The following is a 21,638-nucleotide window of genomic DNA, read 5'->3' as shown; positions in this document are numbered from 1 at the left end:
CTCCGGCCTCCGGCCCCGGCCGCCCGTCGCCCGCCGCTCGCCGCCGATTTCAGGAATTCCAGGCGGCTCTCGCCCTCTCCGGGTGGCCCTCCGGTTCCGTCCCCGCATCGGCTGTCTGCCGCCAGTGCCCGGCCACTTCCTGTCCGGTGGCGAACCAGACGTCTTCATGTCCGCGGACGTGGTCCAGCAGTTCCTCGAGCATCAGTGCCCGGCCCGGCTTGCCGATGGACTGCGGGTCGAGGGCCAGGACCCAGCACAGGCCGTGGTCCCGGTAGGCGTCGAAGGAGTCCTTCCAGTCCTCGAGGACGTCCTGGTAGGCGGCGATACGGGACTCGGCGGGAGGGAAGGCCACCGGGGCGCCGTTGTAGAGGAAGTAGGGGTGATCGGCGTACTCCCACTGCCATGGCACCTCCACGACGGGTGTCGGCCGCCCGGCGGACCACAGCAGGTGAGGGCGGTCGTCGCCGTGCGTGGACGAGGACCAGCCGAAGCCCAGCTCGTCGAGAAGCGCGGCGTGCCCGTCGCCCATGGGTCCCGGTGCGGCGCGCAGCCCGGTCGGCCGGGCGCCCGATACCGCCTCCAGCAGGTCGGCGGTTCGCGACCAGGTGTCCCGTACGTCCCCGCTGGGTGCCCTTCCCACAACCGGAAGCGCCGCGGCGGCGATCTCGTGCCCGGCGGCGGCCACTTGACGGACCGCGTCGGGATGGTGCAGCGCCGTGTGCTCGGGAACGAACCAGGTGGCCGGCAGCCCGTGCTCATCCAGCAGGTCCAGTAGCCGCGGGACGCCCCGGGACATCCCGTACGTCCCCAGCGAGAGCGTCTTGGGCCGGTGCGCGGCGGACGGATGCAGTCGGAGCCAGAACAGTTCGGCGTCCAGGTTGAAGGTGAGCACCACCGCGCACCGGGCCCCGCCCGGCCACCGGGGGCGGGGCTGCCTGCGCCGCCGGACGCCGGTGCCGAGTGTCGCCGTGTCTGTCGGGTCGGTAGGGTCCGTCCGGTCCGCCGGGTCTCTCGGGCCCGTCGGGTCCGTAGTCGTACGACTCATGCCGCCCTCCGCGACGCGGTCTCGCCGTGCGACCGCCACCAGTCGGCGATCTCGGCACCCGTGGCGAACCAGACGTCACCAGGTCGTTTCATGTGGTCCAGCAGGCGCTCCAGGGCGCGCATCCGCTGGGGTTTGCCGATGACCTGGGGGTGCAGCATCAGCACGTAGCACAGGCCCCACCGGTGGTAACCGTCGAACTCGCGGCGCCAGTTGTCGAAGGTGGTGAGGGTGGACGCGATCCGGTCCAGGCCGTGCGGCTCCGGCGGGGACTCGTTGTAGACGAACTGCTGGTAGTCGTCCAGCTCCCAGTGCGCCGGGATCTCGATCAGGTCCAGGGCGCGGCCTTCGGCCTGCCAGCGGTAGGGCCGGTCGTCGCCGCGCATGGAGCTGGAGTAGGAGAAGCCCAGCTCCGCCAGGAGGGACGGGGTGTCGGCGGCGATGTCGCCGCTCGGGCTGCGGAACCCCGCCGCGCGTACTCCGGCGGTGCGTTCCAGCAGGTCCTGGCTGCGCTCGATGATGTCGCGCTGCGCTGCGCGGGGGTGGTCGAAGAACGTCTCGTGCATCCAGCCGTGATGGCCGATCTCATACCCGGACGCGGCGATGTCCTTCACCAGGGCGGGCCACTGTTCGACGATCTTGCCCGGGACGAAGAAGGTGGCGGGCAGGCCGCGGTCCTCCAGCAGGTCCAGGAGACGCGGGGTGCCTCTCCAGGGGCCGTACGCGCCGATGGAGAAACCCCGCGCGTCGTCCCACCGACCGGTGGAGCGGTCGAGCCACAGGGTGGGGCCGTCCACGTCGAAGCTGAGCATGACGGCACAGCGTGCCCCGCCCGGCCAGACGGGCGGTGGTGCTTGGTGCATGGGCGGTTCCGATCGCGTGGGTCGTGAGTCGTGAAGCGTGATGCGTGAGCGGTGCCGGTCAGCTCTTGCGCGGCCGCGGCTCGACCGGATCGAGCAACTGCCCGCGCAGCACGGTGAGTTGGTGGGAGGTCTCGACGGCCCGGTGCTCGTCCAGTGAGGCGAGGGCCAGTACGAGGGTGTCCATCACGACGGTGCCCGCCAGGGACTCGGCCGTGATGCCGGTGGGGGTGTGCGGGGCGCTGATCACCACGTCGGCGCGCCTGGCGAGGGGGCTGGTGGGTTCGTCGGTGACCAGCAGGACGCTCGCGCCGACCGCTCGCGCCCGCTCGGTGAGGACGGTGAACTCCCGCAGCATCCTGCCGGGCTGGAGGATCACCACCGCGTCGCCGCGGCCGAGATCCAGCAGCTCGTCGGCCATGGTGAACCCGGTGGCGCCGACGAAGCGGGCCCGGCGGCCGGCCCGGCGCAGCTTCAGCACCAGGTGCCGGGCGGCGAGTTCGGAGGCACCGACGCCGTACGCGATCACTTCGCGGGCGTCGGCCAGGGTCTGGACCGCCTGCTTGAGTACATCGGTCTCCAGCAGGCGGCGGCACTGTTCGAGACGTTCCGCGGCCTCGTCGAAGACCCGGTTCTTGATCTGCTCCAGGTCATGGCCGACATGGGCGATGCGCTGCTTGAGCCGCTCCTCGGGGGCGGTCGCGGTGGTGAAGTCGGCGGCGAGCTCCCGCTTGAGCGCGGGCAGTCCGGCGTAGCCGAGGCGCTGCAGGGCGCGTACGACCGTGGCGTTGCTGGTGCCGCTCGCCGTGCCCAGTTCCTGCGCGCTGGCGAAGAGCAGGTGCTCCGGCGGGGTGCTCGCCAGGTACTGGGCCACCACGCGCTCGGAAGCGGACAACTCCCCCCACAGGTCACGAATGGTGGCGTGCAGTCGTGTCGCCCCGGTTACGTCTTCTGTTTCGCTCATTACAGCTATTGACTTCCCTGTAGTAGCCATTACTAACCTGGAGCCATCATTCCAGAAGTACCGGATCCTGAAACGCACATTACAGGCCTGTCCCGAATGCGGCATGACAGATCGTCGCGGGCCCCGGTCGCGGATCACATGGATCTCAGAACACAGGAGAGGCATGACAGCCAGCACCATCCCGATCGTCGAGATCTCCGGTACGCCGACCGAGCGCGGACGCCAGTACGGCGAGGCCGTGCGCGGCAGACTCGGCGCCGCGCTCGCCTACTACGAGGAGGCATTCGGCCAGTCGTCGGGGCTGACCTGGGAGCAGGTCACCGCGCGGGCCGAGCGCTGGCTCGAGCCGGTGCGCGCGTACGCCCCCGAGCTCGTCGAGGAGATGAGCGGGCTCGCAGAGGGAGCCGGCGTCGGACTCCTGGACGTGCTCGCGCTGAACGCCCGGGGCGAGATCCTCTACGACGAGACCTTCGCCGGCATGCGCGGCCGGGAGGACACCCCAGAGGACACGGTGGAGGCCGAACTGGAGGAGAAGGGCACGAGCGACGGCTGCACCTCCTTCGCCGTCATGGACCAGGCCAGCGGCGACGGGCACGTCTACTGCGGCCAGAACTGGGACTGGCGGGCGGGCACCGCGGACACCCTCGTGATGCTGCGGATCGTCCAGCCCCCGCGGCCCACCGTGATCATGCAGGTCGAGGCAGGGCAGATCGGCCGCCAGGGCGCCAACTCCGCGGGCGTCGCGCTCAACGCCAACGGTCTCGGCGGCCGCTTCGACGACGCCGTGGGGCTGCCCCAGACCGTGATCCGCCGCCGCGTGCTGGACAGCGAGTCGATCAGCGAGGCGGTCGAGGTGCTATGCCGAACCCGCGGCCACATCGCGAGCAACGCCCTGCTGACCTGCCGCGAAGGCTTCGCCGTCGACCTGGAGACCACGCCGGGCGCACACGGCTGGCTGTATCCCTCCGACGGCCTGCTCGTGCACGGCAACCACTACCAGGCCGGCGTCCCCGTCCAGCTCGCCGCCACCTACCGGCCCGCGTCCTCCGACTCACTGATCCGCGTGCCCCGTGCCGAGGCCGGTCTGCGCCTGCTGCGTACGGCCACCGCACCGGACGACTCCCGCAAGCTGATCCGCCAGGCCATGTCCGACCACCTCGGCCACCCCGAGGGCCTGTGCACCCACCCCGACCCGCGCCAGCCCGAGGTCAAGCGGTGGATGACGCTGCTGTCCTCCTGCGTGGACCTGACCACCGGCGACTACTACGTGACCCCCGGCACCCCCTGCGATCACGAGTACCAGCATCTGCCCTGGAACCTCTACGACGGCCCGCACGCGCCGAACTGACGCCCTCTCACCCGCGACGCGAACGCCACCCACTCGCAGACGCCCCCACCGCGCGGATGCCCCTCACCTCTCGAACCACCAGGAAGAGCCTGCTATGAGAACCAAGCTCTGTACCACCGCAGCCGGCCTCGCGGGAGCGCTGCTGTTCACCGCCGGGTGCTCCGGGGCCTCCTCCGGGGCGGGCGGCACGACCGCCGACGCCGCCGAGCTCAAGCTCACCAACACCACCGCCAAGGCATCCGGCGAGGCCGCCACGGTGAACTGGCTGGTGGAGCAGGAGCCCGGCTCCCTGGACCTGGACCGGCAGGGCACCACCAGCGGACGCACGGTGCTGGCCAACGTCTGCGAGCGGCTGCTCCAGCTCCAGCCTGACCTCACCACCGAACCCCAGCTCGCGGCGAAGGCCGAGTACACCGACGACAAGACGCTCGTCCTCACCCTCCGCGACGGCGTCACGTTCCACGACGGCTCCCCCATGACGGCCGACGACGTGGTGTGGAGCCTGAAGCGGCACGCGCGGCCGGAGATGTCGGAGTCGGACGAGTACGAGGACGTCGACAAGATCACCAAGACCGGCGCGTCCGAGGTGACCGTCACCTTCAAGGAGCCGAGCGCCCTGTTCATGAAGGCCCTGGCGGGCGACGCCGGGATCATCATGGACCGCGAGACGGTGGAGAAGCAGGGCGACGACTACGGCACCCCGGGGCAGCCGGACGCCTGCACGGGGCCGTACCGGCTGAAGAGCTGGGACTCCGGGTCGTCGATCACCATCGAGCGCTACGCGGACTACTGGGACGACAGCAGCCCGGCGCTGACCAAGAACGTCGTCTTCCGCTGGGCCACCGGCAGCGCGCTGGTCAACGCCGTGTCCACCGGTGCCGCGGACGGCGCCTATCTGACCGCCACGGGCCCGGCCGCTGTCCTGGCCGAGAAGAAGGGCGTACGCGCCTACTACGGGCAGTCCACCACCGCCTGGTCGTTGAGCCCCACCGACAGCGGCGCGCTGAAGGACGCCCGGCTGCGCAAGGCGCTGTCGCTGGCCCTGGACCGTGAGGGCATCGCCAAGTCCGGCTTCAGCGGCCTCGCCCAGCCCTGGGCGACGCCCGTGGGTCCCGGCGCGTGGGGTTATGAGAAGGCCGCGTTCCAGAAGGCGCAGACGGACCTGGAGAAGTCGACCGCGTACACGCCGTCGCCGTCCTCGGACGACATCGCGCAGGCGAAGAAGCTGGTCGAGGAGGCCGGGGCGCCCGCACAGCCGATCGTCGTGGCCAGTGACGGCGGTGAGAGCCAGACGGTCATCACCAACGCGGTGCGTGGCGCGGCGCAGAAGATCGGTCTCGAGGTGACCGTGAAGACGGTGCCGCCGAGCCAGTACGACGAGTTCTTCGCCGATCCGAAGGCCCGGGAGGGCTTCGACCTGATCGCGGTCGACTGGTACATCTCCAAGGCCGACCCGGTGGGCTTCTACGACAACGGCATGTCCGGCAGCGCCAACAACTGGCTCGGCTACTCCGACGGCGACTACGACGCCCTCGTCAAGAAGGCCCAGCAGACGATCGACGACAAGGAGCGGGCGAAGCTCGTCATCGAGGCGCAGTCGAAGTTCGCCGACGCCGCCGTGTGGATTCCGCTGGTGCAGGTGCCGTCGGTGCTGGTGCTCGGCGAGAAGTACACCGGCCCGCCCGCATCCATGGTGTCCCTGTACTACCCCTGGGCGGCCGACCTCGGAACGAAGGGCTGATGCCATGCTGCGCGGACTGCCGCGCCGGATCGCCGGCCTCCTCGCGACGCTGCTCGCCGCCTCGTTCGTCATCTTCTCCGCCGCCTACGCGGCCCCCGGCGACCCCGCCGTCCTCCTCTCCGGCAGCAGGCAGGAGCTCACTCCCGAGAAGCTCGCGGCGGTCCGCGCGGAGTACCACCTCGACGAGCCGCTCGTCGTCCAGTACGGCCGGTGGCTCTGGGAGAGCGCGCAGGGCGACCTGGGCCGGTCGTTCCAGTACCGGGACCAGGTGGCCGACCTGATCGGCGCGCGGCTGCCGACCACTCTCGAACTCGTCGCCTACGCCACGGTGTTCTTCGTGGTCCTGGGCGTCGGCTCCGGGGTGCTGGCGGCGCTGCGCCGTGGCTGGGTGGACTCGGCCGTCGTCGGGGGCACCACGCTCGCCGCGTCGGTCCCCTCCTTCGTCGCCGCGATCGCGCTGGTGTCGCTGTTCGGGGTGCAGTTGGGCTGGTTCCCGGTGACCGGCCAGGGCGAGGGATTCACCGGCCGGCTGCACCACTTGACGCTTCCGGCGTTCGCGCTCGCGCTCGGCGCGCTCGCGGTGATCAGCCGGGTCACCCGGCAGGCGATGGCCGAGGCATACGCCTCCGACCATGTGGAGGCCGCCCGCGCCGCCGGTCTGACGGAGCGTGAGATCGTCGTACGGCACGTGCTGCGCAACGCGCTCGGACCGATCGTCACCATGTGCGGTCTCGTCATGGCGGGCATGCTCGCCGGGACGGTCGTCGTCGAGACCGCCTTCGGCCTCAGCGGTGTCGGCTCGCTGCTGGTCAGTGCGATCAGTACGCACGACTTCCCCGTCACACAGGCGGTGCTGCTGCTGATGGTCATCGGCTATGTCGTCGTGACGACGCTGGTCGATCTCGTACATCCGCTGATCGACCCCCGGGTCTCGCTCGGAGGGAAGGCCGCATGACGACTCTGACAGCCGGGGCACTGCTCCCGGTGAAGACGCGGGTGCGGCGGCCGGTACCGGTGATGGTCGCGGGCGGCTTCCTCGCCCTGGTCGTGGTGGCGGCCGTGTTCGCACCCCTGCTCGCCCCGTACGCGCCCGACGCGGTCGACCTGTCCGCCTCCCTCGCCGGGACGAGCCCCGAGCACCTGCTGGGCACCGACGCCTCCGGCCAGGATCTGCTCTCCCGGGTGCTGTACGGCGCCCGGTCGAGCCTGCTCGCTCCCCTGGCGCTGCTCGCGCTCGCGGCGCTGCTCGGCATCACGATGGGCACGGTCGCGGCCTGGTACGGCGGCTGGGTGGACACCCTGCTCTCGCGCGTGACGGACGTGATGTACGCCTTCCCGGGCCTGCTGTTCGTCGTCCTGGTGATCGCGGTGTTCGGCGACGGCCTCACCACCTCGGTCGTCGCCATGGGGCTCGCCTACGCGCCCACCATCGCGCGGTACACCCGCAGCCTCGCCCTCGCCGAGCGGTCCAAGCCGTACATCGACGCCTATCGGGTCCAGGGCATGGGCGGGGCACAGATCTGCGTACGTCATCTCGTGCCGAATCTGTCCGGTGCGCTCGTCGGCTACCTCGTGGTGCTGTTCGGCGAGGGGCTGATGAGCCTGGCCACGCTCAGCTATCTGGGCTTCGGCGCCGGATCGCCCAGTATCGACTGGGGGTTGATGGTGCAGGAGGGCCAGGACGCCGTGGTGCAGGGGGCGCTGCTGCCGGCCCTCGTACCGGGCACGGCCATCGCCGCCGTCGTGGTGGCCTTCAACATCGTCGGGGTCTGGGTCTCGGACCGGCTGGGCAAAGGAAGGTAACCGGCCATGCTGCTGGACATCGAGAATCTCACCCTGCGGCTGCCCTCCGGGACCGCCGCCCGGCCCCTGCTCGCCGATGTGTCGCTGACCGTCGGCAGCGGTGAGGTGGTCGGCCTGGTCGGCGAGTCGGGTTCCGGAAAGTCGACCACGGCACGGGCCGTGCTCGGCATGGTGCCCGAGGGCGCGCGGGCCTCCGGCTCCGTGCGGGTGGACGGCGAGGACGTACTCGCGATGGACCCCGCACGGCTGCGCCGGCACCGGTCCCGCACCGTCTCCATGGTCTTCCAGGACCCGCGCTCCGCCATGAACCCGGTGCGCCGGATCGGCGACTTCCTCACCGAGCCGCTCGTACGCGTCCTGGGGCTGTCCAAGCGCGCGGCCGCGGCGAAGGCCGTGGAGCTGTTGGCCGCCGTGGGCCTGCCCGACCCCGAACACCGGATGCGGCAGCGACCGCACGAGCTGTCCGGCGGCATGCTGCAACGGGTCGTGATCGCCGCCGCGTTGTCCACCGACCCCGGCCTCCTCCTCGCCGACGAGGCGACGAGCGCGCTGGACGCGACCACCCAGGCGGAGGTCCTGGCCCTGTTGCGCGGCATCCAGCAGGAGCGGCGGCAGGCCGGCAGCGGCCTCGGGACGCTGTTCATCACGCACGACCTGCCGCTCGCCGCCGCCTACTGCGACCGCGTGTACGTGATGTACGCGGGCCGCGTGGTGGAACACCAGCCCGCGCGCGGCCTGTTCGCCGACCCGCGGCATCCCTACACCCGCGGCCTGCTGGACTGCTCGCCCGCCCTGGGCGACGACCGCGAACTGCGCCCCATCCCCGGCCGCCCGCCGTCCCTGTCCGACACCTTCACCGGCTGCCCGTTCGCCCCGCGCTGCCCGCGGGCCGAGAAGGAGTGCGAGAGCTGGACGCCGGAGGCGGTCCCGTTCGGCGACGACAGCGAATCGACGGACGGTGGAACGACGGGCAGCGGCACGGCAGCCTGCCGCCGTCTGGAACTCGTAGCGAGGAGCAGCGCTTGACGCTCTCCCCCGTAAGCGGGGGAGATTCTTACGGCTCGCGCCGTGAGACTTCCTGTTTCATCGCCGACTGCCCGCCCGGAGAACTCCGTTGAGGTCTTACACCAGCTCCGCAGGCTTGGACCGCCCGTCCGGCGGCAAGCAGGTTCCGTGCCGCGTTCACGTCCCTGTCATGGGTCGTTCCGCAGTCGCACGTCCAGGTACGGACGTTGAGCGGCATCCTGTTCTGCAAGGTGCCGCAGGTGGAGCACAGCTTGGACGAGGGGAACCAGCGGTCCACGACCACTACATTCCGCCCGTACCACTGGGCTTTGTACTCCAACATGCTCCGGAACTGCGACCACGCCGCGTCGCTGATGGCGCGGGCGAGTTTCCGGTTCGTGACCATGTTGCGCACGGTCAGGTCCTCGATCACGAGCGTTTGGTTCTCACGCACGAGCCGGGTGGTGATCTTGTGGAGGTGGTCACGCCGGCGGTCGGCGATGCGGGCATGGACCTTGGCGACCCTCAGCCGGGCCTTGGCCCGGTTCGCCGACCCCTTCACCTTCCTGGCCAGGTTGCGCTGAGCCTTCGCCAGCCGGGCACGGTCCTTTCGCTCATGCCGGGGATCGGCGATCTTCTCACCCGTAGAGAGCGCCAGAAGGTGGTCCAGGCCAGCGTCAACGCCAACTGCCGCGCCGGTGGCGGCCAGCGGCTTCACGCTCGGGTCCTCGCACAGCATGGAGACGAACCAGCGCCCCGCGCCGTCCTGGGAAACCGTCACCGTCGAAGGCTTCGCCCCCTCGGGCAGGGGACGGGACCACACGATGTCCAGGGGATCCGTCATCTTGGCGAGCTTCAGTTGGCCGTCGCGGTACCGGAACGCCGAGCTGGTGTACTCCGTCGACCGGCGCGACTTCTTCCGGGACTTGAAGCGCGGGTACTTTCCCCGCTTCTCCCAGAAGTTCACGAACGCACCCTGCAGATGCCGAAGGCACTGCTGGAGCGGCACCGAGGAGACCTCGCACAGGTAGGCCATCTCCTCGGTCTTCTTCCACGCTGTCAGCATGGCGGAGGTGGCGTTGTAGTTGACCCGCTCGCCCTGCTGCCAGGCCCGCGTACGGGCTTCCAGCGCCATGTTGTAGACCTTGCGCACGCATCCGAACGTGCGCGACAGCTCGGCTGCCTGCGCATCGGTCGGATAGAAGCGGTATTTGAACGCCCGCTTCACGTGGTTCGCGGTCACGCTCACAAACCAGTAAGGCCGCGCGTAAAGACCAAACCTGCGGGTCGGAGTACTGCGATCCGCCCTGGCGGCGAATCCCAGCCCATTGCCCTGCTCCGCAGGAGTCCGTTTCCTCTCCGCTCTGAAAGGCGGAGTATCCAGGGAGGAACACGATGACCGAGCCCGAACCCGCACTCGTCGTACAGGGCCTGTACAAGAGCTATCCGCTCCCGGGCGGCGGCCGCACGACGGCCGTCGACGACGTCTCGTTCTCCGTGACGGCCGGCGGTTCGCTGGGCGTCGTCGGCGAGTCCGGCTCCGGAAAGACTACGGTGGCCCGGATGCTGGTGGGCCTCGTACGGCCGGACGCGGGAACGATCGCCGTGAACGGGCGGGAGCGGACAACCGGGGAGCGCGGCGGCGGAAAGCTGCCCGTGCTGAAGCGGCCGGGCGGCGGCAAGGCGGCACGTCTGCGCCGCGCCCGCGAGATCCAGATCGTCTTCCAGGACCCGTATGTCTCCCTCGACCCCCGTCTGACCGCGAGTCAGTGCCTGCACGGCGCGTTGCGGCTGCACGGCCGGTACGAGGGTCAGGCCGCCGCGACGCGGGTCGCCGAACTGCTCGACCAGGTGGGCCTGGGCCAGCGGGAGGCCGGCGCCCGCCCGCGGGGACTGTCGGGCGGGCAGCGCCAGCGACTGGCCATCGCCCGTGCACTGGCCGTGGATCCCCAGGTCCTGGTTCTGGATGAGGCGGTGGCGGCGCTGGACGTGTCCATCCAGGCACAGATACTCCAGCTTCTCGCCGATATCCGCCGGGAGACCGGGGTGGCCCTGGTCTTCGTCAGCCACGACCTGGCCGTCGTACGGCACATCACCGACGACACGCTGGTGATGCGACGCGGCCGCACGGTCGAGACGGGCCCCACGGCCCGGGTCCTGGACGCCCCGACGGACCCGTACACCCGGCTGCTGCTCTCCTCGGTACCCCGCGAGGGCTGGGACCCGGCGGAAACGGTACGACTGCGCGGAGAACTCACCGGAGTTGGATCCGGGGTGGAATAAGTACAGCTATCCGCTCGTGGCCCTGCGGCGGACCCGCAACCTGCTCGCCTCGAGGGATGTCCCCATCGGGGCCCCGGTCAACGCGTTCTACAACCTCACGCTGTTCGACGCGCAGTCCGCATCGTTGTCGGGTAGTTTCGCCAAAGCGGTCCGCCCGGGCGGCGGAGAGCCTTGCCGATGCACCGGCGCCGCAGGCGCCGCTGCTGGTGTCCTCCGCGGGGGCGGTGTAGTTCGACACGGTTGTCGCCGCCAGCGGTCAACTGGCCGTCATTCCATCCGTCCTGCGGATCAGGCTGGGGCCTGCTCACCCCGGGCAGCGGGCGCCCGTCTGGGTGGACGAGTACAGCGTCCACATCTTCGTGAGTGGCGAACTCCGAGTGGACTGAAGCCCGCGTGTGGGCCAAGCTCCACCGCCTCGTCCTGGCCGAGCTCGGCTCGCGCGCAGACCTGGACTGGTCACGATGCGCGATCGACTCGGTGAACATGCGGGCTCTGAAAAGGGGGACCTGACAGGCCCGAATCCTGTCGATCGAGGCAAGTACGGCTCGAACATCCACCTGATCAACGAGCCCACCGGTCTGCCCGTCTCCATCGGTATCTCCATCGGTATCTCCGGCGCCAAACTCCACGACAGCCAGGCCATCGAGCCACTCGTGCGAGGCATCCCGCCCATCCGCTCCCGCCGCGGGCCCCGCCCACGCCGACCCGCCAAACTCCACGGCGACAAGGGCTACGACTACGACCACCTGCGCCGATGGTTACGACAACGCGGGATCACCTACCCCAGACTCACCAAATGAGATGACCTCTTACCTGGAGCGACCTCGTGTCGCTCACTGGGCACTTCAGTTGGCGAGTTGCCAGTAGATCTGGCGGCTTGAGCACTATGGGTGGCCGAGCTCAAGGGCTGGTCCAAGGAGGAGCTCACGCCGGGCCGGCACAGGTGTCGGTCAGTCTTGGGATGTCCCTGCGTTCGCCCAGTGGGGTGCGTGGTCCTGGACGAACTCGGCGAAGGTGCGGGGCGGGCGGCCGGTCAGGTCCAGCACCGCGGTGCTGACTTGGTCGTCCCGGCCGGTTTGGATGCCGGCGTCGACGGCGGCGAGGGCGGTCGCGAAGGCGTCCGACATGCCGGACGCACGGTAGGTGTCTGCCTGCTCGGCGACGCCGACGGGCACGACCCGGATCGGCCGGCCGGTGTGGATGGTGATGATCTGTGCCGCGTCCTGGTAATTCAGCGCCTTCGGCCCCGTGAGCAGGTAGTCACGTTGGTCGTCGGGGTGGCCGTCGGGTTCGGTCAGGAGCACGGCGGCCACCGCCGCGATGTCTCGAGCGTCGATCCAGCCCACCCGGCCGGTTCCGGCGGCGGTGCGGATCTCGCCGCGTCGCCGGATCCGCTCACCCAGCGGGTGGGGGGCCAGGAAGTTCTGCATGAACCCGGAGGGGCGCAGCACCACCCATCCGGGCCGGGCCCGCACGTGCGCGGCCAGTTCCAGCGCGCTGGGGGCACCGGGCAGCACGATAGCGGAGCCGAGCAGCACCACCTGGCGCACGCCGAGGCGTTCGGCCTCGGACAAGAACGGTTCGACCAGTGGCATCGGGTCCGTGGTGTCTACCGGAGGCACCAGGTAGACCCGGTCCATCCCGTGCAGCGCAGCCGGATGGGTGGCCGGGTCACTCCAGTCGAACCGAACCGCGTCCGGGGCGTCGGCCGATGGGATGCGGCTGGCCACCCGGACCGGCACACCGCTTGTGCGGAGCAGTTCGGCCAGGGCGCTTCCCGTCTTCCCGGTGCCGCCGGTGATCAGCACGCCGGTCATCGGGTGGCCTGCGAGCGCAGCGAGCCGAGCAGTTCGGGCAGCGTGCCGGCCGCTGAGGCCGCGGCCAACGGGTTCCAGTAGTCCCGATAACGGGTGATCAGGCCCTGGTGGGTGGTGAGCACCGTGATGTAGTCCAACTGGTACGGCTCGTCGGTGGCCACCGTGCGGCCGCGCGCGGTGAACTCCACCACGATGGTGTCCGGCTGGTCCGTGTGGCGCACGGTGAGGGTCGGGATCGCCTGCACGTCCACCAGGTCCGGGTAGCCGGCCAGATAGCCCCGGACGGCCTCACGTCCGGTCAGCCGTCTCGGTGAGGCCCCTTCGGCGAAGGGGAACTCGGCGGTGCCGTACTCCGCCCACAGATCGGCGATGGCATCCATGTCTTTGGCCAGCAGCAGCTCCAGCAACTGGCCAAAGGTCTCTTCGGAAGTGCGTGGTGACACGGTGATTCTCCAGCGTTCAGCAGGACGTGTGACCGCACCAGAGTGGGCGCACGGGGCGGTGCCGTGGAACGCACCAGTGAGCCCCGGACCACTGGTCCGTGGATAAGCCGAGTGCCGTTGTGCCAACCTGGCCGGGTGAGCAGAGGAGAACTGGCCGACTTTCTGCGCCGTCGGCGGGAGGCGCTGCGCCCGGCCCAGATGCCGGCCACGGCCGTCCACCCACCCGGCCTGCGTGCCCGGCGCACCCCCGGGCTGCGCCGGGAAGAGGTGGCCGCCCTGGCCGGGGTGTCCACGAGCTACTACGAGCGACTGGAGCAGGCCCGCGCGCCGCGTCCGTCGCCGCAGGTGCTGACCGCGCTGGGCACGGCGCTGCGCCTCACCGCCACAGAGCGTGAGCACCTGGCACGGCTGGCCGGGCAGATCCCGCCCAGTACGGACGCCGATCGTGCGCCGGTGCCTGCCGATGCACGCCGACTGCTGCACCGGCTCGGGCCGATACCCGCCTATCTGGTGAACGACCTGGAGGACATCGTGGCCTGGAACGCTGCGGCGGTCGCGTTGATCATCGACTTCGCGCAGCTGCCCGTCCACGAGCGCAACACCGTGCGCCTCGCCATCCGGCTGGGCGACACCCTCTGCTCGGCCCCCGTCGGCGCGGAAGGCGACTTCGCCCGGCAGTCCGCCGCCCACCTGCGCGCGGCCGGCGCCCGCCACCCGGCGGACCGTGCGCTGGGCGAGCTGGTCAACGAATACGCCGCGCACACCCCGGACTTCGTCGCCGGCTGGCGCAGCCACGACGTGCGCCCCCGGCCGACGCTGAGCAAACGCCTGCATCATCCCGAACTCGGCGAGCTGGACCTGGACCGGCAAACCCTGCTCATGCCCGGCACCAGCCTGCGGCTGGTGCTCTACACCGCAGATCCCGGCAGCCCGAGCGCCACCGCACTGGCCCAGCTGGGCCCTCCCGGCGCGGCGCCGTGACCGTTGGCCCAGGCCAGGCCAGGCCAGGCGGGGCGGCAAGGCCCTTATCCACGAACGCTCGGGAGCCCCAGTCCAGCGGCTGGCAGACCTCGCCGCGGCGGCAGGCGTCCCGCAGGGCCGCCAGACGGTCGGCGTACGAGTTGAAGTGGCTCTGGCAAGATTTTCGTAGGCGGAGATCATCTTGGCGCGGGGGTCGGTCGGTCCGCGTAGCGGGCAGCCTGTGGCTGTGCTCTGTTGAACTGGCCAAGCCGCTATCGCAGTTGGCGGATGTGCTGGTGGTCTCGGTCGATGTTTCTCGCTCCGCCCCGGCCGGCCGGGATGTATCCGGTTTCGGTGGCGAGGCTTCGCGCGTGGAAGGCGGCGGTTTCCACGTGCTCGAGCAGGCAGCGGGTCCGGGCGAGTTCGGCGCGGCGGGGATTGAGTGGGTGTACGAGGGGGCGGCAGGCTTTGCGGAAGGCTTCCAGTGCTTGGTCAAGATCGCGTGCAGCGGGTGTGGGCCTCATGGCTTCTGTCTGCGGCGGCGTGCAGCACATGAGGTGGTCGAGGATGGCGAGCAGCTCCCTCAGATGCTCGTCGGCTACCGTGCGGACAGTCGTGGGAACGACCAGTAGCGCGGCGAGGATCCCGCACCCGGCCCCCAGAGCGGTCTCCTGGATGCGCAGCGAGAGTAGCTCCGGTGAGAGCGTGTGCAGGAGTGCGAGCACCATGCTGAGGGAGCCGGTGATGAAGAAGGTCACCGCCCAGTAGCTGCCGGGCGGCGTGTAGAACATGCCGAAAACGCAGGCGAGGAGGAAACCCAGGGCCAGGGACGTATGCCCGGCTGCCACGACGGCGAGGCCGTATCCGAAGGGCACCCCAGCGACGGTGCCGATCAGCCTCCGGCCGCTTTGCAGCAGGATGTCGCCGGTGTGCGCGGCGTTGATGAAGACGACCCATGCCGTGGCCACGGCCCAGTACCACTGGTGCGGTGAGACCACATGCCCGACGAACATGGCGATCGCGGCCGCGGCGGTCACCTGGCACGCCTGCCGCGTCGTGTACCGCGACGGGCCTGCGGGCTGTGTCGCCGTCGGACGGAGCATGATGTGGTCACGCTCTACGGGATTCGTCTGGTCCACCGTCTCCGGCTTCGTCACGGCGTTGACGGAGGGCGCCGCCGGATCCTTCGACGCGCGGATCGCGCGTACTCCGAGGCGCTGCGCTTTCGCGTCCTCTCGTGCGGTCCGCTCCAGTTCCACAGTCGTGTCGCGGAGGTGCGCGGTCGGAGCCTCATACAGGAATTCCTGAATCAGCTGCGCGGAGGTGTGCAGTCGTTGGAGACGGCGTTCGAGTCTGCGGGCACTGCCTGCGCTGTCTGTCCGTAGCTCCGACATGGCCTGCTGGGTATCACGAAGGCGTCTGTCGAATGCCGCCCTGAGGCGGGTCAGGATTCCGTACGACGTCGCGGGCACCAGGCAGAAGCGAGCAACTGCGGCTGTCGTGAAGGAGACGGCCAACGCCCCTGCCAGTTGCGGGAGTTGATGGGGATGGATACCGGCGAACTGGGACAGGAAGTAGGCCATGAAGGCGAAGATCCCGAGGTCCAGGCCGCGTCGTCCGAAGCGGCGGGCGTAGACCGCGGCGAAGATCAGCAGCAGGAAGGCCAAGTGGGAGGCGAGGGAGAGAGAGGCGAGCAATCCCCCGGTCGTCAGGGCGGCCAGGGTCACGGGCGCCCCGGCGAGGAGGGTACGAAACTGGTTGCGGGGGTGCAGGTCGCTGATCGCCAACGAGGTGACCACGGCCGTGAAGCCGCCGGCCAGGAGGACGGCAGAGGGCTGATCCAGTACGGCCAGCGCGGCCAGGGCGAGAGTGAGGCCGAGGACGGCTCGCAGCCCGGCGGCCAGACGCAGCAGCCCCGGGTCGGCTGGGGCGAACCGGTCCCAGAGCGACGCTGTCTTCGCAGCCACCATGGATTTCCGTTCCTTCGACGCGGTGGGCCGTTCCCGTCCGGCCGCGACGAAGGCGAGGTCATGTGAGCCGGAGTCAGGCGGGCATCGGGGTTCACAGGAGAAGAGGTGCGCTGCCGCCTTCGCCTCGTGGCCAGTCTGGTTCGGCGGGAGGCCGCCCGGTATGCGTCAGCTGACTGCTTCTGTCGCCAGGCGTGGCCTCATTCCTGGTGGTCGGCCATGGCGAGGGTGTCCTCGATGAGGTCGCGCAGCTGGGAGCGGGCGGTGATGCCCAGCTTGGGGAAGCTGCGGTAGAGATGCGAGCTGACCGTGCGCGGGGAGAGGAAGAGCTTCTCGCCGATCTCACGGTTGGTCAGTCCGCGGGCGGCGAGCCTGATGATCTGCTGCTGTTGCGGGGAGAGTTCGGCAAGCGCGTCGGGGGTGGAGTCCGTGACGTCGAGGCCGGCGGCGCGCGATTCGGCCCGGGCGCGCTCGATCCACGGGCGCGCGCCCAGACGCCGGAAGGTTTCCAGCGACTCGGTGAGCGGCGCTCGCGCCTCTGCGATGCGTCGACGGCGCCGCAGCCACTCGGCGAGGTCCAGCAGGGTCTGGGCGCGTTCGAAGGGCCAGTGTTCCAGTACAGGGTCGGCCAGGGCCGCCCGGAAGTGCGGCTCGGCGTCCTCGGGGTCTGCCAGCAGGCCACGCGCGCGGCAGATCAGCGCGCGCAGTCGGGGTGAGGCGCCCGCCGCGAGGACGCGTGCGGCACGCTCGACGATCGCGGCGGCCTCCTCGCGCCGGCCGCTGCGCACGGCGGCGGCGGCCAGATCCGCGAAGGCCGGATAGGAGGCGTGGTAGTGCACGGGTGCGCCATCTGCCGTGAAGACCATGCGGAGTTGGTCGTACGCCGCCTCGTGCGCGCCTTCCGCGGCAGCCGCGGCGCCGAGCGCACGACGGGCATAGACGCAGACCGAGCGGCTCTCCAGCGGGTCGATCATGGCGAGCGCGTCCTCGGCCCGGGCGCGGGCTGCCGTCGCGTCACCCTGGTAAGCCAGCACGGTGGCGTCCACGGCGGCCGCACATGCCACGGCGTGATCGAGGCCGGCCGTCGAACCGAGCGCGCTGCTGCGGGCGCATGCCTCCCGGGCCCGCCCCCACTTTCCTTGTTCCACATAGCTCCAGGCAGCCGCGCCGCCCAGACCCTCTGGCAGCGGTCCGCGCATGCCCCAGTGGTCGAAGGCCTCGTCGAAGGCGCGGACGGCCTGCGGGGTCTCGTCCAGCAGCCACGCCATGATCGCGAAAGCGGTGAGCCGGTCGGGGTGGCGTCGCGCTTCGGCTGCGACCTGCGGGAGCAGCAAGAGCAGTTCGGCCCTGTTGCCGAAAGGGTCGGTCACGGCCCGTACCCAGGTGCGTAGCCATGCAGGTGACGCGTCCTCGGGAAGGCTCTGCAGGACGGCCTGGATGCGGTGCTGTTGGACATCCTCTCCGCAGTAGAAGCGGACCACGGCGGCGCCGGCCAGGAGGTCCAGCGCGGTGGCTGGCTGCGCGAGGGCCAACTCCTCGGCGGCGTCGGCCAGTCGGGAGAAGACCACGGTGTGGCGCACGGTCAGTGCTGCCAGTCGTCCGACCTGCGCGGTGGCGTCTGCCAGGAGCGACGCGTCGTCGGTACGTGCCCGTACCGCGGAGGCAAGTACCTCGACCCAGGCGAGGTCACCGGTGAGCACGGCCTCCGCGGCGGCCTCGACAAGGAGCCGGGCACTGTCCCCGCGCGGTGCGAGGTCCGCGGCGCGTTGAAGGGCCTTGGCCGCTGCCTCGTGGCCGCCGCGGCGCCGGGCCCGGTCGGCGGTTTGTTCCAGCTCCGCCGATACGGCCGCGTCTGGGGATGTGGCGGCGGCGGCGAGGTGCCAGGCTCGCCGGTCCGGCTCGCCCCGCAGCAGTTCGGCGAGCGCGAGGTGGGCCGCGCGCCGGGCATCGGCGGACGCGGCGTGATACACGGCCGACCGGACCAGGGGGTGGCTGAACCGGAGGCCGCGGCCGGTTCGCCGGACCAGCCCGGCCTGCTCGGCGGGCGGCCATGCGTCGTCCTCGGCGTCCGGCAGCGCGGCCGGGACGGCGATGGTGGAGTCGACGGTGTCCATGGCGGCCAGGAGCAGCAGGGCACGCGTGGTGGGAGTCGGCAGGCCGTTCAGGCGGACCGCGAAGATCCGCTCCAGGTGATCGGTGACGGGGAGCGGGCCGGCGGGCGGCGGCCCCGTGACCGTCTCGTGTGCGGTGGCCGTCTTCGCCAGTTCGGTCAGTGCCAGCGGGTTGCCGTCGGCCTGGGCGAGGATCTGGGTCCTCATCCGGCCGGTTGGGCGCTGCGGCTGCAGGTCCAGCAGTCGGCCGGCCGCGGCGTTGTCGAGCGGCCCCAGGGTAAGCGTCTCAACGTGCCGGTCGAACCCCGGGAGGTGATCGCCGGCGCGGGCTGCGATCAGCATCGTGACCGGTTCCCCTGCCAGCCGCCGGGCCGCGAAGAACAGTGCGTCCAGGGATGCACGGTCGAACCACTGCGCGTCGTCCAGGACCACGAGCACAGGCCCTCGGTCTCCCAGGGCTGAGAGCAGGCCCAGGACGGCAACCCCGATCAGCATCAGGTCGGTTTCCGCCGCGGCCGACTCCGCACCGAACGCGCCGTGCAGCGCCGCGCGCTGCCTCTCCGGCAGCTCGTCCACCGCAGCCGATACCGGCCGCAGCAGCTGATGCAGGGCGGAGAAGGCGAGGCTTGACTCCGACTCGCTGCCCTGGGCGCGCAGGACACGAGCGCCGCTCGCTTCGGCCCGACGCACCGCACAGTCCAACAGTGCGCTCTTTCCCATGCCCACGTCGCCGAGCAGCATCAGAACCGGGTCGGCCGACGCCGAGTCCACCGCACGAAAGAGGCGTGCCAGTTCCGCGTCCCGGCCGACGATCGGCTTTCCCACGTCCGACTCCGGTCCAGCGAGCGCACGGGGGCCGCCTGCGTGATCGTCCACGGGGTCTCCAGGAACTGTGGCTCTTCGAGCGGAGCCGTCTTGCCTTGCCGCCGCCCAGGCTACAAGCGGCCAAGACCGGTCGGGGCATGCGGCTTGGTGCAGTCACGTGACGGATACCGCGTGTCCCGGGGCCACTCGTACGGTTCCAGGAAAACCTCCGAATTTCCAAGGATTCCCCATGGAACAGATCAAGCTCGGCAACGTCACCGTCACCCGGGTATGGGAATACTACGGTTCCGTCGAAATGACGCCCGACACCTTCTTCCCGGAAAGCAAGAAGGACGTCTGGGAAAACGGCGCCCCCTGGCTGACCCCACATTTTCTGGATTCCGAGACCAATATCGTGAATTCCGCGATCCAGACCTGGCTGCTGCGCAGCGAGGGCAGGACCATCCTCGTCGACACCGGTGTGGGCAACCACAAGGAGCGCCCGTACGCGCCGGTCTGGAGCCACCTGAAAACGGACTTCCTGGCCAATCTCGCGCGGGCCGGCGTCGAGCCCGAGGACGTGGACATCGTGATCAACACGCATCTCCATGTCGATCACGTCGGCTGGAACACATACCTGGACGGGCGGCAGTGGGTGCCCACCTTCCCCAACGCCACCTATCTGATGCCGAAGGACGACTTCGACTTCTGGAACCCGGCAAACGGCCACAAGCCGCTGCTCGGCCGCGGCAACCAGAACGTCTTCGAGGACAGCGTGGCCCCGGTGCACCAGGCCGGCCAGACGCTGCTGTGGGAGAACAACCACCGGATCGACGCCGACCTGCGCCTGGACGCGGCTCCCGGGCACACCCCCGGCTCCTCCGTGCTGACCCTCGCCTCCGGGACGGACCGCGCGGTGTTCGTCGGCGACATGCTGCACAGCCCGGTGCAGATCCTCGAGCCGGACTCCAACAGCTGCTTCTGCGAGGACCCCGCGGGTGCCCGCGCCACCCGCCGCAAGGTGCTGGGCTGGGCGGCCGACAACAACGCACTCGTGATCCCCGCGCACCTGGGCGGCCACGGCGCCGCCGAAGTGGCACGCGAGGGCAGCACATTCGCCATCAAGGGCTGGGCTCCCTTCGCCCCGTACACCGAGCAGGGCTGAGGCCCGCGGAAAGGCACCACTGTGAACCACCACCCCGACCCCATCGTGACCACCGCGCAGGGGGCGGTCCGCGGCCTGCGCCAGAAGGACGGCACCGCCACTTTCCTGAACATCCCCTACGCCGCCCCTCCCCGCGGCGCCGGCCGGTTCGCTCCGCCGCAGCCGCACGAGCCGTGGGACGGCGTACGGGACGCCACCGTGCCGGGACCCAACGCGCCGCAATCCGAGCGCAAGCTCGGCAGCGTGGACATGTCCCCCTACTTCGGCACCGGTTGGAGCCGCGGCGAGGACTACCTCACCGTCAACGTCTTCACGCCTGCGGCCGCGGACGGCGACCTACCGGTCATGGTGTTCGTCCATGGCGGCGGATTCGTCGCCGGTTCGACCCGGTCCGCGCTGTACGACGGGTCCGCCTTCGCCCGTGACGGTGTCGTCCTCGTCACTCTCAACTACCGGCTCGGCATCGCCGGGTTCCTCGACCTGCCCGGGGCGCCCGCCAACCGCGGCCTGCTCGACGTGGTCGCCGCGCTGCGCTGGGTGCGGGAGAACATCGCCGCCTTCGGCGGAGATCCGCACAACGTCACCGTCTTCGGCCAGTCGGCCGGGGCGACCATCGTCGGCGGCGTCCTCGCCACCCCTGAAGCCGCAGGCCTCTTCCACCGGGCGATCGTCCAAAGCGGCAGCGGGCTTGGCGCGTTCACCACCGAGCAAGCCGCGCGCGTCACCCAGGCAGCGGCCGAGGCCCTCGGCGTCGAACCGCACGCCGACGCCTTCGCGGAGATCTCCGAGGAGCGCCTGGTCCAGGCCGCCTCCCAGCTCGCGGACATCGACCTGCACACCGAGACGCACCATGACCCGCTGATCGGACTCAGTCCCTTCAGCCTGGTCCTCGACAGACAGCCCGCCGATTCCGTCGCCGCCGGCCTGAGCGCCGATGTCAACCTGCTCGTCGGGACCAACACCGAAGAGGGAAACCTCTACCTGGTCCCCGTGGGCAAGTACTCCACCTCGACCGCCGGGGACGTCGACGACATGGCGGCGCGCTCGCACCCAAATCCTTCGCAACTCGTCGAGACGTACCGGAAGACACGCCCCGAGGCGTCCTTCGGCGAGCTGCGCTCCGCCATCATGGGCGACGCGCTGTTCGGCGCCGGCAGCTGGGCCCTGGCCGACGCACATGCCACCCATGCCCAGTCCGCCACCCACGCCTACGAGTTCGCCTGGCGCTCCCAGGCCCTGGACGGAGAGCTCGGCGCCACCCACGCGGTCGAGCTGCCCTTCGTCTTCGATCTCGCGCCCCTCCCCCAGCTGCACGGCCCCGCCGC

Annotated in this window: 17 protein-coding genes and 1 pseudogene; 10 read left to right on the top strand and 8 right to left on the bottom strand. The window is 70.4% G+C overall.

All coding sequences use genetic code 11. The features are described 5' to 3' along the window. Positions 1-49: 49 nt before the first annotated feature. The 3 genes from G5C60_RS24005 to G5C60_RS23995 all read right to left on the bottom strand — a co-directional run bounded on the left by G5C60_RS24005 (position 50) and on the right by G5C60_RS23995 (position 2,866). Positions 50-1,045, bottom strand: coding sequence for a polysaccharide deacetylase family protein (locus G5C60_RS24005; RefSeq protein WP_165262690.1), 996 nt, complete (start codon positions 1,043-1,045; stop codon positions 50-52). Further along, positions 1,042-1,854, bottom strand: coding sequence for a polysaccharide deacetylase family protein (locus G5C60_RS24000; RefSeq protein WP_241267020.1), 813 nt, complete (start codon positions 1,852-1,854; stop codon positions 1,042-1,044). Before G5C60_RS24000 ends, G5C60_RS24005 begins: the two co-directional genes overlap by 4 nt. A 109-nt stretch (positions 1,855-1,963) precedes the next feature. Continuing rightward, positions 1,964-2,866: a MurR/RpiR family transcriptional regulator gene (locus G5C60_RS23995; protein ID WP_165262686.1), complete on the bottom strand. Its 903-nt coding sequence runs from the start codon at positions 2,864-2,866 to the stop codon at positions 1,964-1,966. A gap of 163 nt (positions 2,867-3,029) precedes the next feature. On the opposite strand from G5C60_RS23995, the gene G5C60_RS23990 reads away from it, so the two are divergent. From G5C60_RS23990 to G5C60_RS23970, 5 genes are all read left to right on the top strand, one after another. Beyond that, positions 3,030-4,214, top strand: coding sequence for a C45 family autoproteolytic acyltransferase/hydrolase (locus G5C60_RS23990; protein ID WP_165262684.1), 1,185 nt, complete (start codon positions 3,030-3,032; stop codon positions 4,212-4,214). Positions 4,215-4,308: 94 nt separating this feature from the next. Beyond that, entirely contained in the window at positions 4,309-5,955 is a 1,647-nt protein-coding gene (locus tag G5C60_RS23985; protein WP_206439928.1) for an ABC transporter substrate-binding protein, read from the top strand. Between the two features lie 4 nt (positions 5,956-5,959). Further along, entirely contained in the window at positions 5,960-6,910 is a 951-nt protein-coding gene (locus G5C60_RS23980; protein ID WP_165262682.1) for an ABC transporter permease, read from the top strand. Further along, positions 6,907-7,758: an ABC transporter permease gene (locus tag G5C60_RS23975; protein WP_165262680.1), complete on the top strand. Its 852-nt coding sequence runs from the start codon at positions 6,907-6,909 to the stop codon at positions 7,756-7,758. The genes G5C60_RS23980 and G5C60_RS23975 overlap by 4 nt, the downstream gene beginning before the upstream one ends. A gap of 6 nt (positions 7,759-7,764) precedes the next feature. Continuing rightward, positions 7,765-8,784: an ABC transporter ATP-binding protein gene (locus G5C60_RS23970; RefSeq protein WP_165262678.1), complete on the top strand. Its 1,020-nt coding sequence runs from the start codon at positions 7,765-7,767 to the stop codon at positions 8,782-8,784. A gap of 28 nt (positions 8,785-8,812) precedes the next feature. On the opposite strand, the gene G5C60_RS23965 is transcribed toward G5C60_RS23970, so the two are convergent. After that, positions 8,813-10,006 carry an RNA-guided endonuclease TnpB family protein gene (locus tag G5C60_RS23965; RefSeq protein ID WP_165262676.1) on the bottom strand — a complete coding sequence of 398 codons (1,194 nt, stop codon included), beginning with the start codon at positions 10,004-10,006 and terminating at the stop codon, positions 8,813-8,815. 152 nt (positions 10,007-10,158) lie between these two features. On the opposite strand from G5C60_RS23965, the gene G5C60_RS23960 reads away from it, so the two are divergent. Then, positions 10,159-11,046: an ABC transporter ATP-binding protein gene (locus tag G5C60_RS23960; RefSeq protein WP_165262674.1), complete on the top strand. Its 888-nt coding sequence runs from the start codon at positions 10,159-10,161 to the stop codon at positions 11,044-11,046. 372 nt (positions 11,047-11,418) lie between these two features. Beyond that, positions 11,419-11,828: pseudogene (locus G5C60_RS23955) on the top strand (transposase); the annotation flags it as partial. Between the two features lie 168 nt (positions 11,829-11,996). On the opposite strand, the gene G5C60_RS23950 reads toward G5C60_RS23955, so the two are convergent. After that, positions 11,997-12,863 carry an NAD(P)H-binding protein gene (locus tag G5C60_RS23950; RefSeq protein WP_165262672.1) on the bottom strand — a complete coding sequence of 289 codons (867 nt, stop codon included), beginning with the start codon at positions 12,861-12,863 and terminating at the stop codon, positions 11,997-11,999. Continuing rightward, positions 12,860-13,306: a nuclear transport factor 2 family protein gene (locus G5C60_RS23945; protein ID WP_165262670.1), complete on the bottom strand. Its 447-nt coding sequence runs from the start codon at positions 13,304-13,306 to the stop codon at positions 12,860-12,862. The genes G5C60_RS23950 and G5C60_RS23945 overlap by 4 nt, the downstream gene beginning before the upstream one ends. 135 nt (positions 13,307-13,441) lie before the next feature. Between G5C60_RS23945 and G5C60_RS23940 the strand changes: the two genes are divergently transcribed. Then, complete coding sequence (locus tag G5C60_RS23940) at positions 13,442-14,287, top strand: MmyB family transcriptional regulator (RefSeq protein WP_165262668.1); 846 nt, start codon at positions 13,442-13,444, stop codon at positions 14,285-14,287. 251 nt (positions 14,288-14,538) lie between these two features. Here G5C60_RS23940 and G5C60_RS23935 read toward each other — a convergent pair whose 3' ends face one another. Further along, on the bottom strand, positions 14,539-16,236 hold the full coding sequence (locus G5C60_RS23935) for an FUSC family protein (protein ID WP_165262666.1): 1,698 nt from the start codon (positions 16,234-16,236) through the stop codon (positions 14,539-14,541). A 197-nt stretch (positions 16,237-16,433) separates the two neighbouring features. Continuing rightward, complete coding sequence (locus G5C60_RS23930; protein ID WP_165262664.1) at positions 16,434-19,220, bottom strand: AAA family ATPase; 2,787 nt, start codon at positions 19,218-19,220, stop codon at positions 16,434-16,436. 178 nt (positions 19,221-19,398) lie between these two features. Here G5C60_RS23930 and G5C60_RS23925 point away from each other — a divergent pair, with 178 nt between their 5' ends. Together G5C60_RS23925 and G5C60_RS23920 are read left to right on the top strand one after the other, a co-directional pair. Beyond that, positions 19,399-20,313 carry an MBL fold metallo-hydrolase gene (locus G5C60_RS23925; RefSeq protein WP_165262662.1) on the top strand — a complete coding sequence of 305 codons (915 nt, stop codon included), beginning with the start codon at positions 19,399-19,401 and terminating at the stop codon, positions 20,311-20,313. Between the two features lie 21 nt (positions 20,314-20,334). Next, positions 20,335-21,638, top strand: a 1,304-nt coding sequence (locus G5C60_RS23920) for a carboxylesterase family protein (RefSeq protein ID WP_165262660.1), incomplete at its 3' end; no start/stop codon positions are given.

The sequence above is a fragment of the Streptomyces scabichelini genome (genome assembly GCF_011045015.1).
Classification (GTDB): Bacteria; Actinomycetota; Actinomycetes; order Streptomycetales; family Streptomycetaceae; genus Streptomyces; species Streptomyces scabichelini.
Note: the sequence above shows the minus strand (reverse complement) of the source record. Positions and strands in the feature narration are given on the sequence as shown.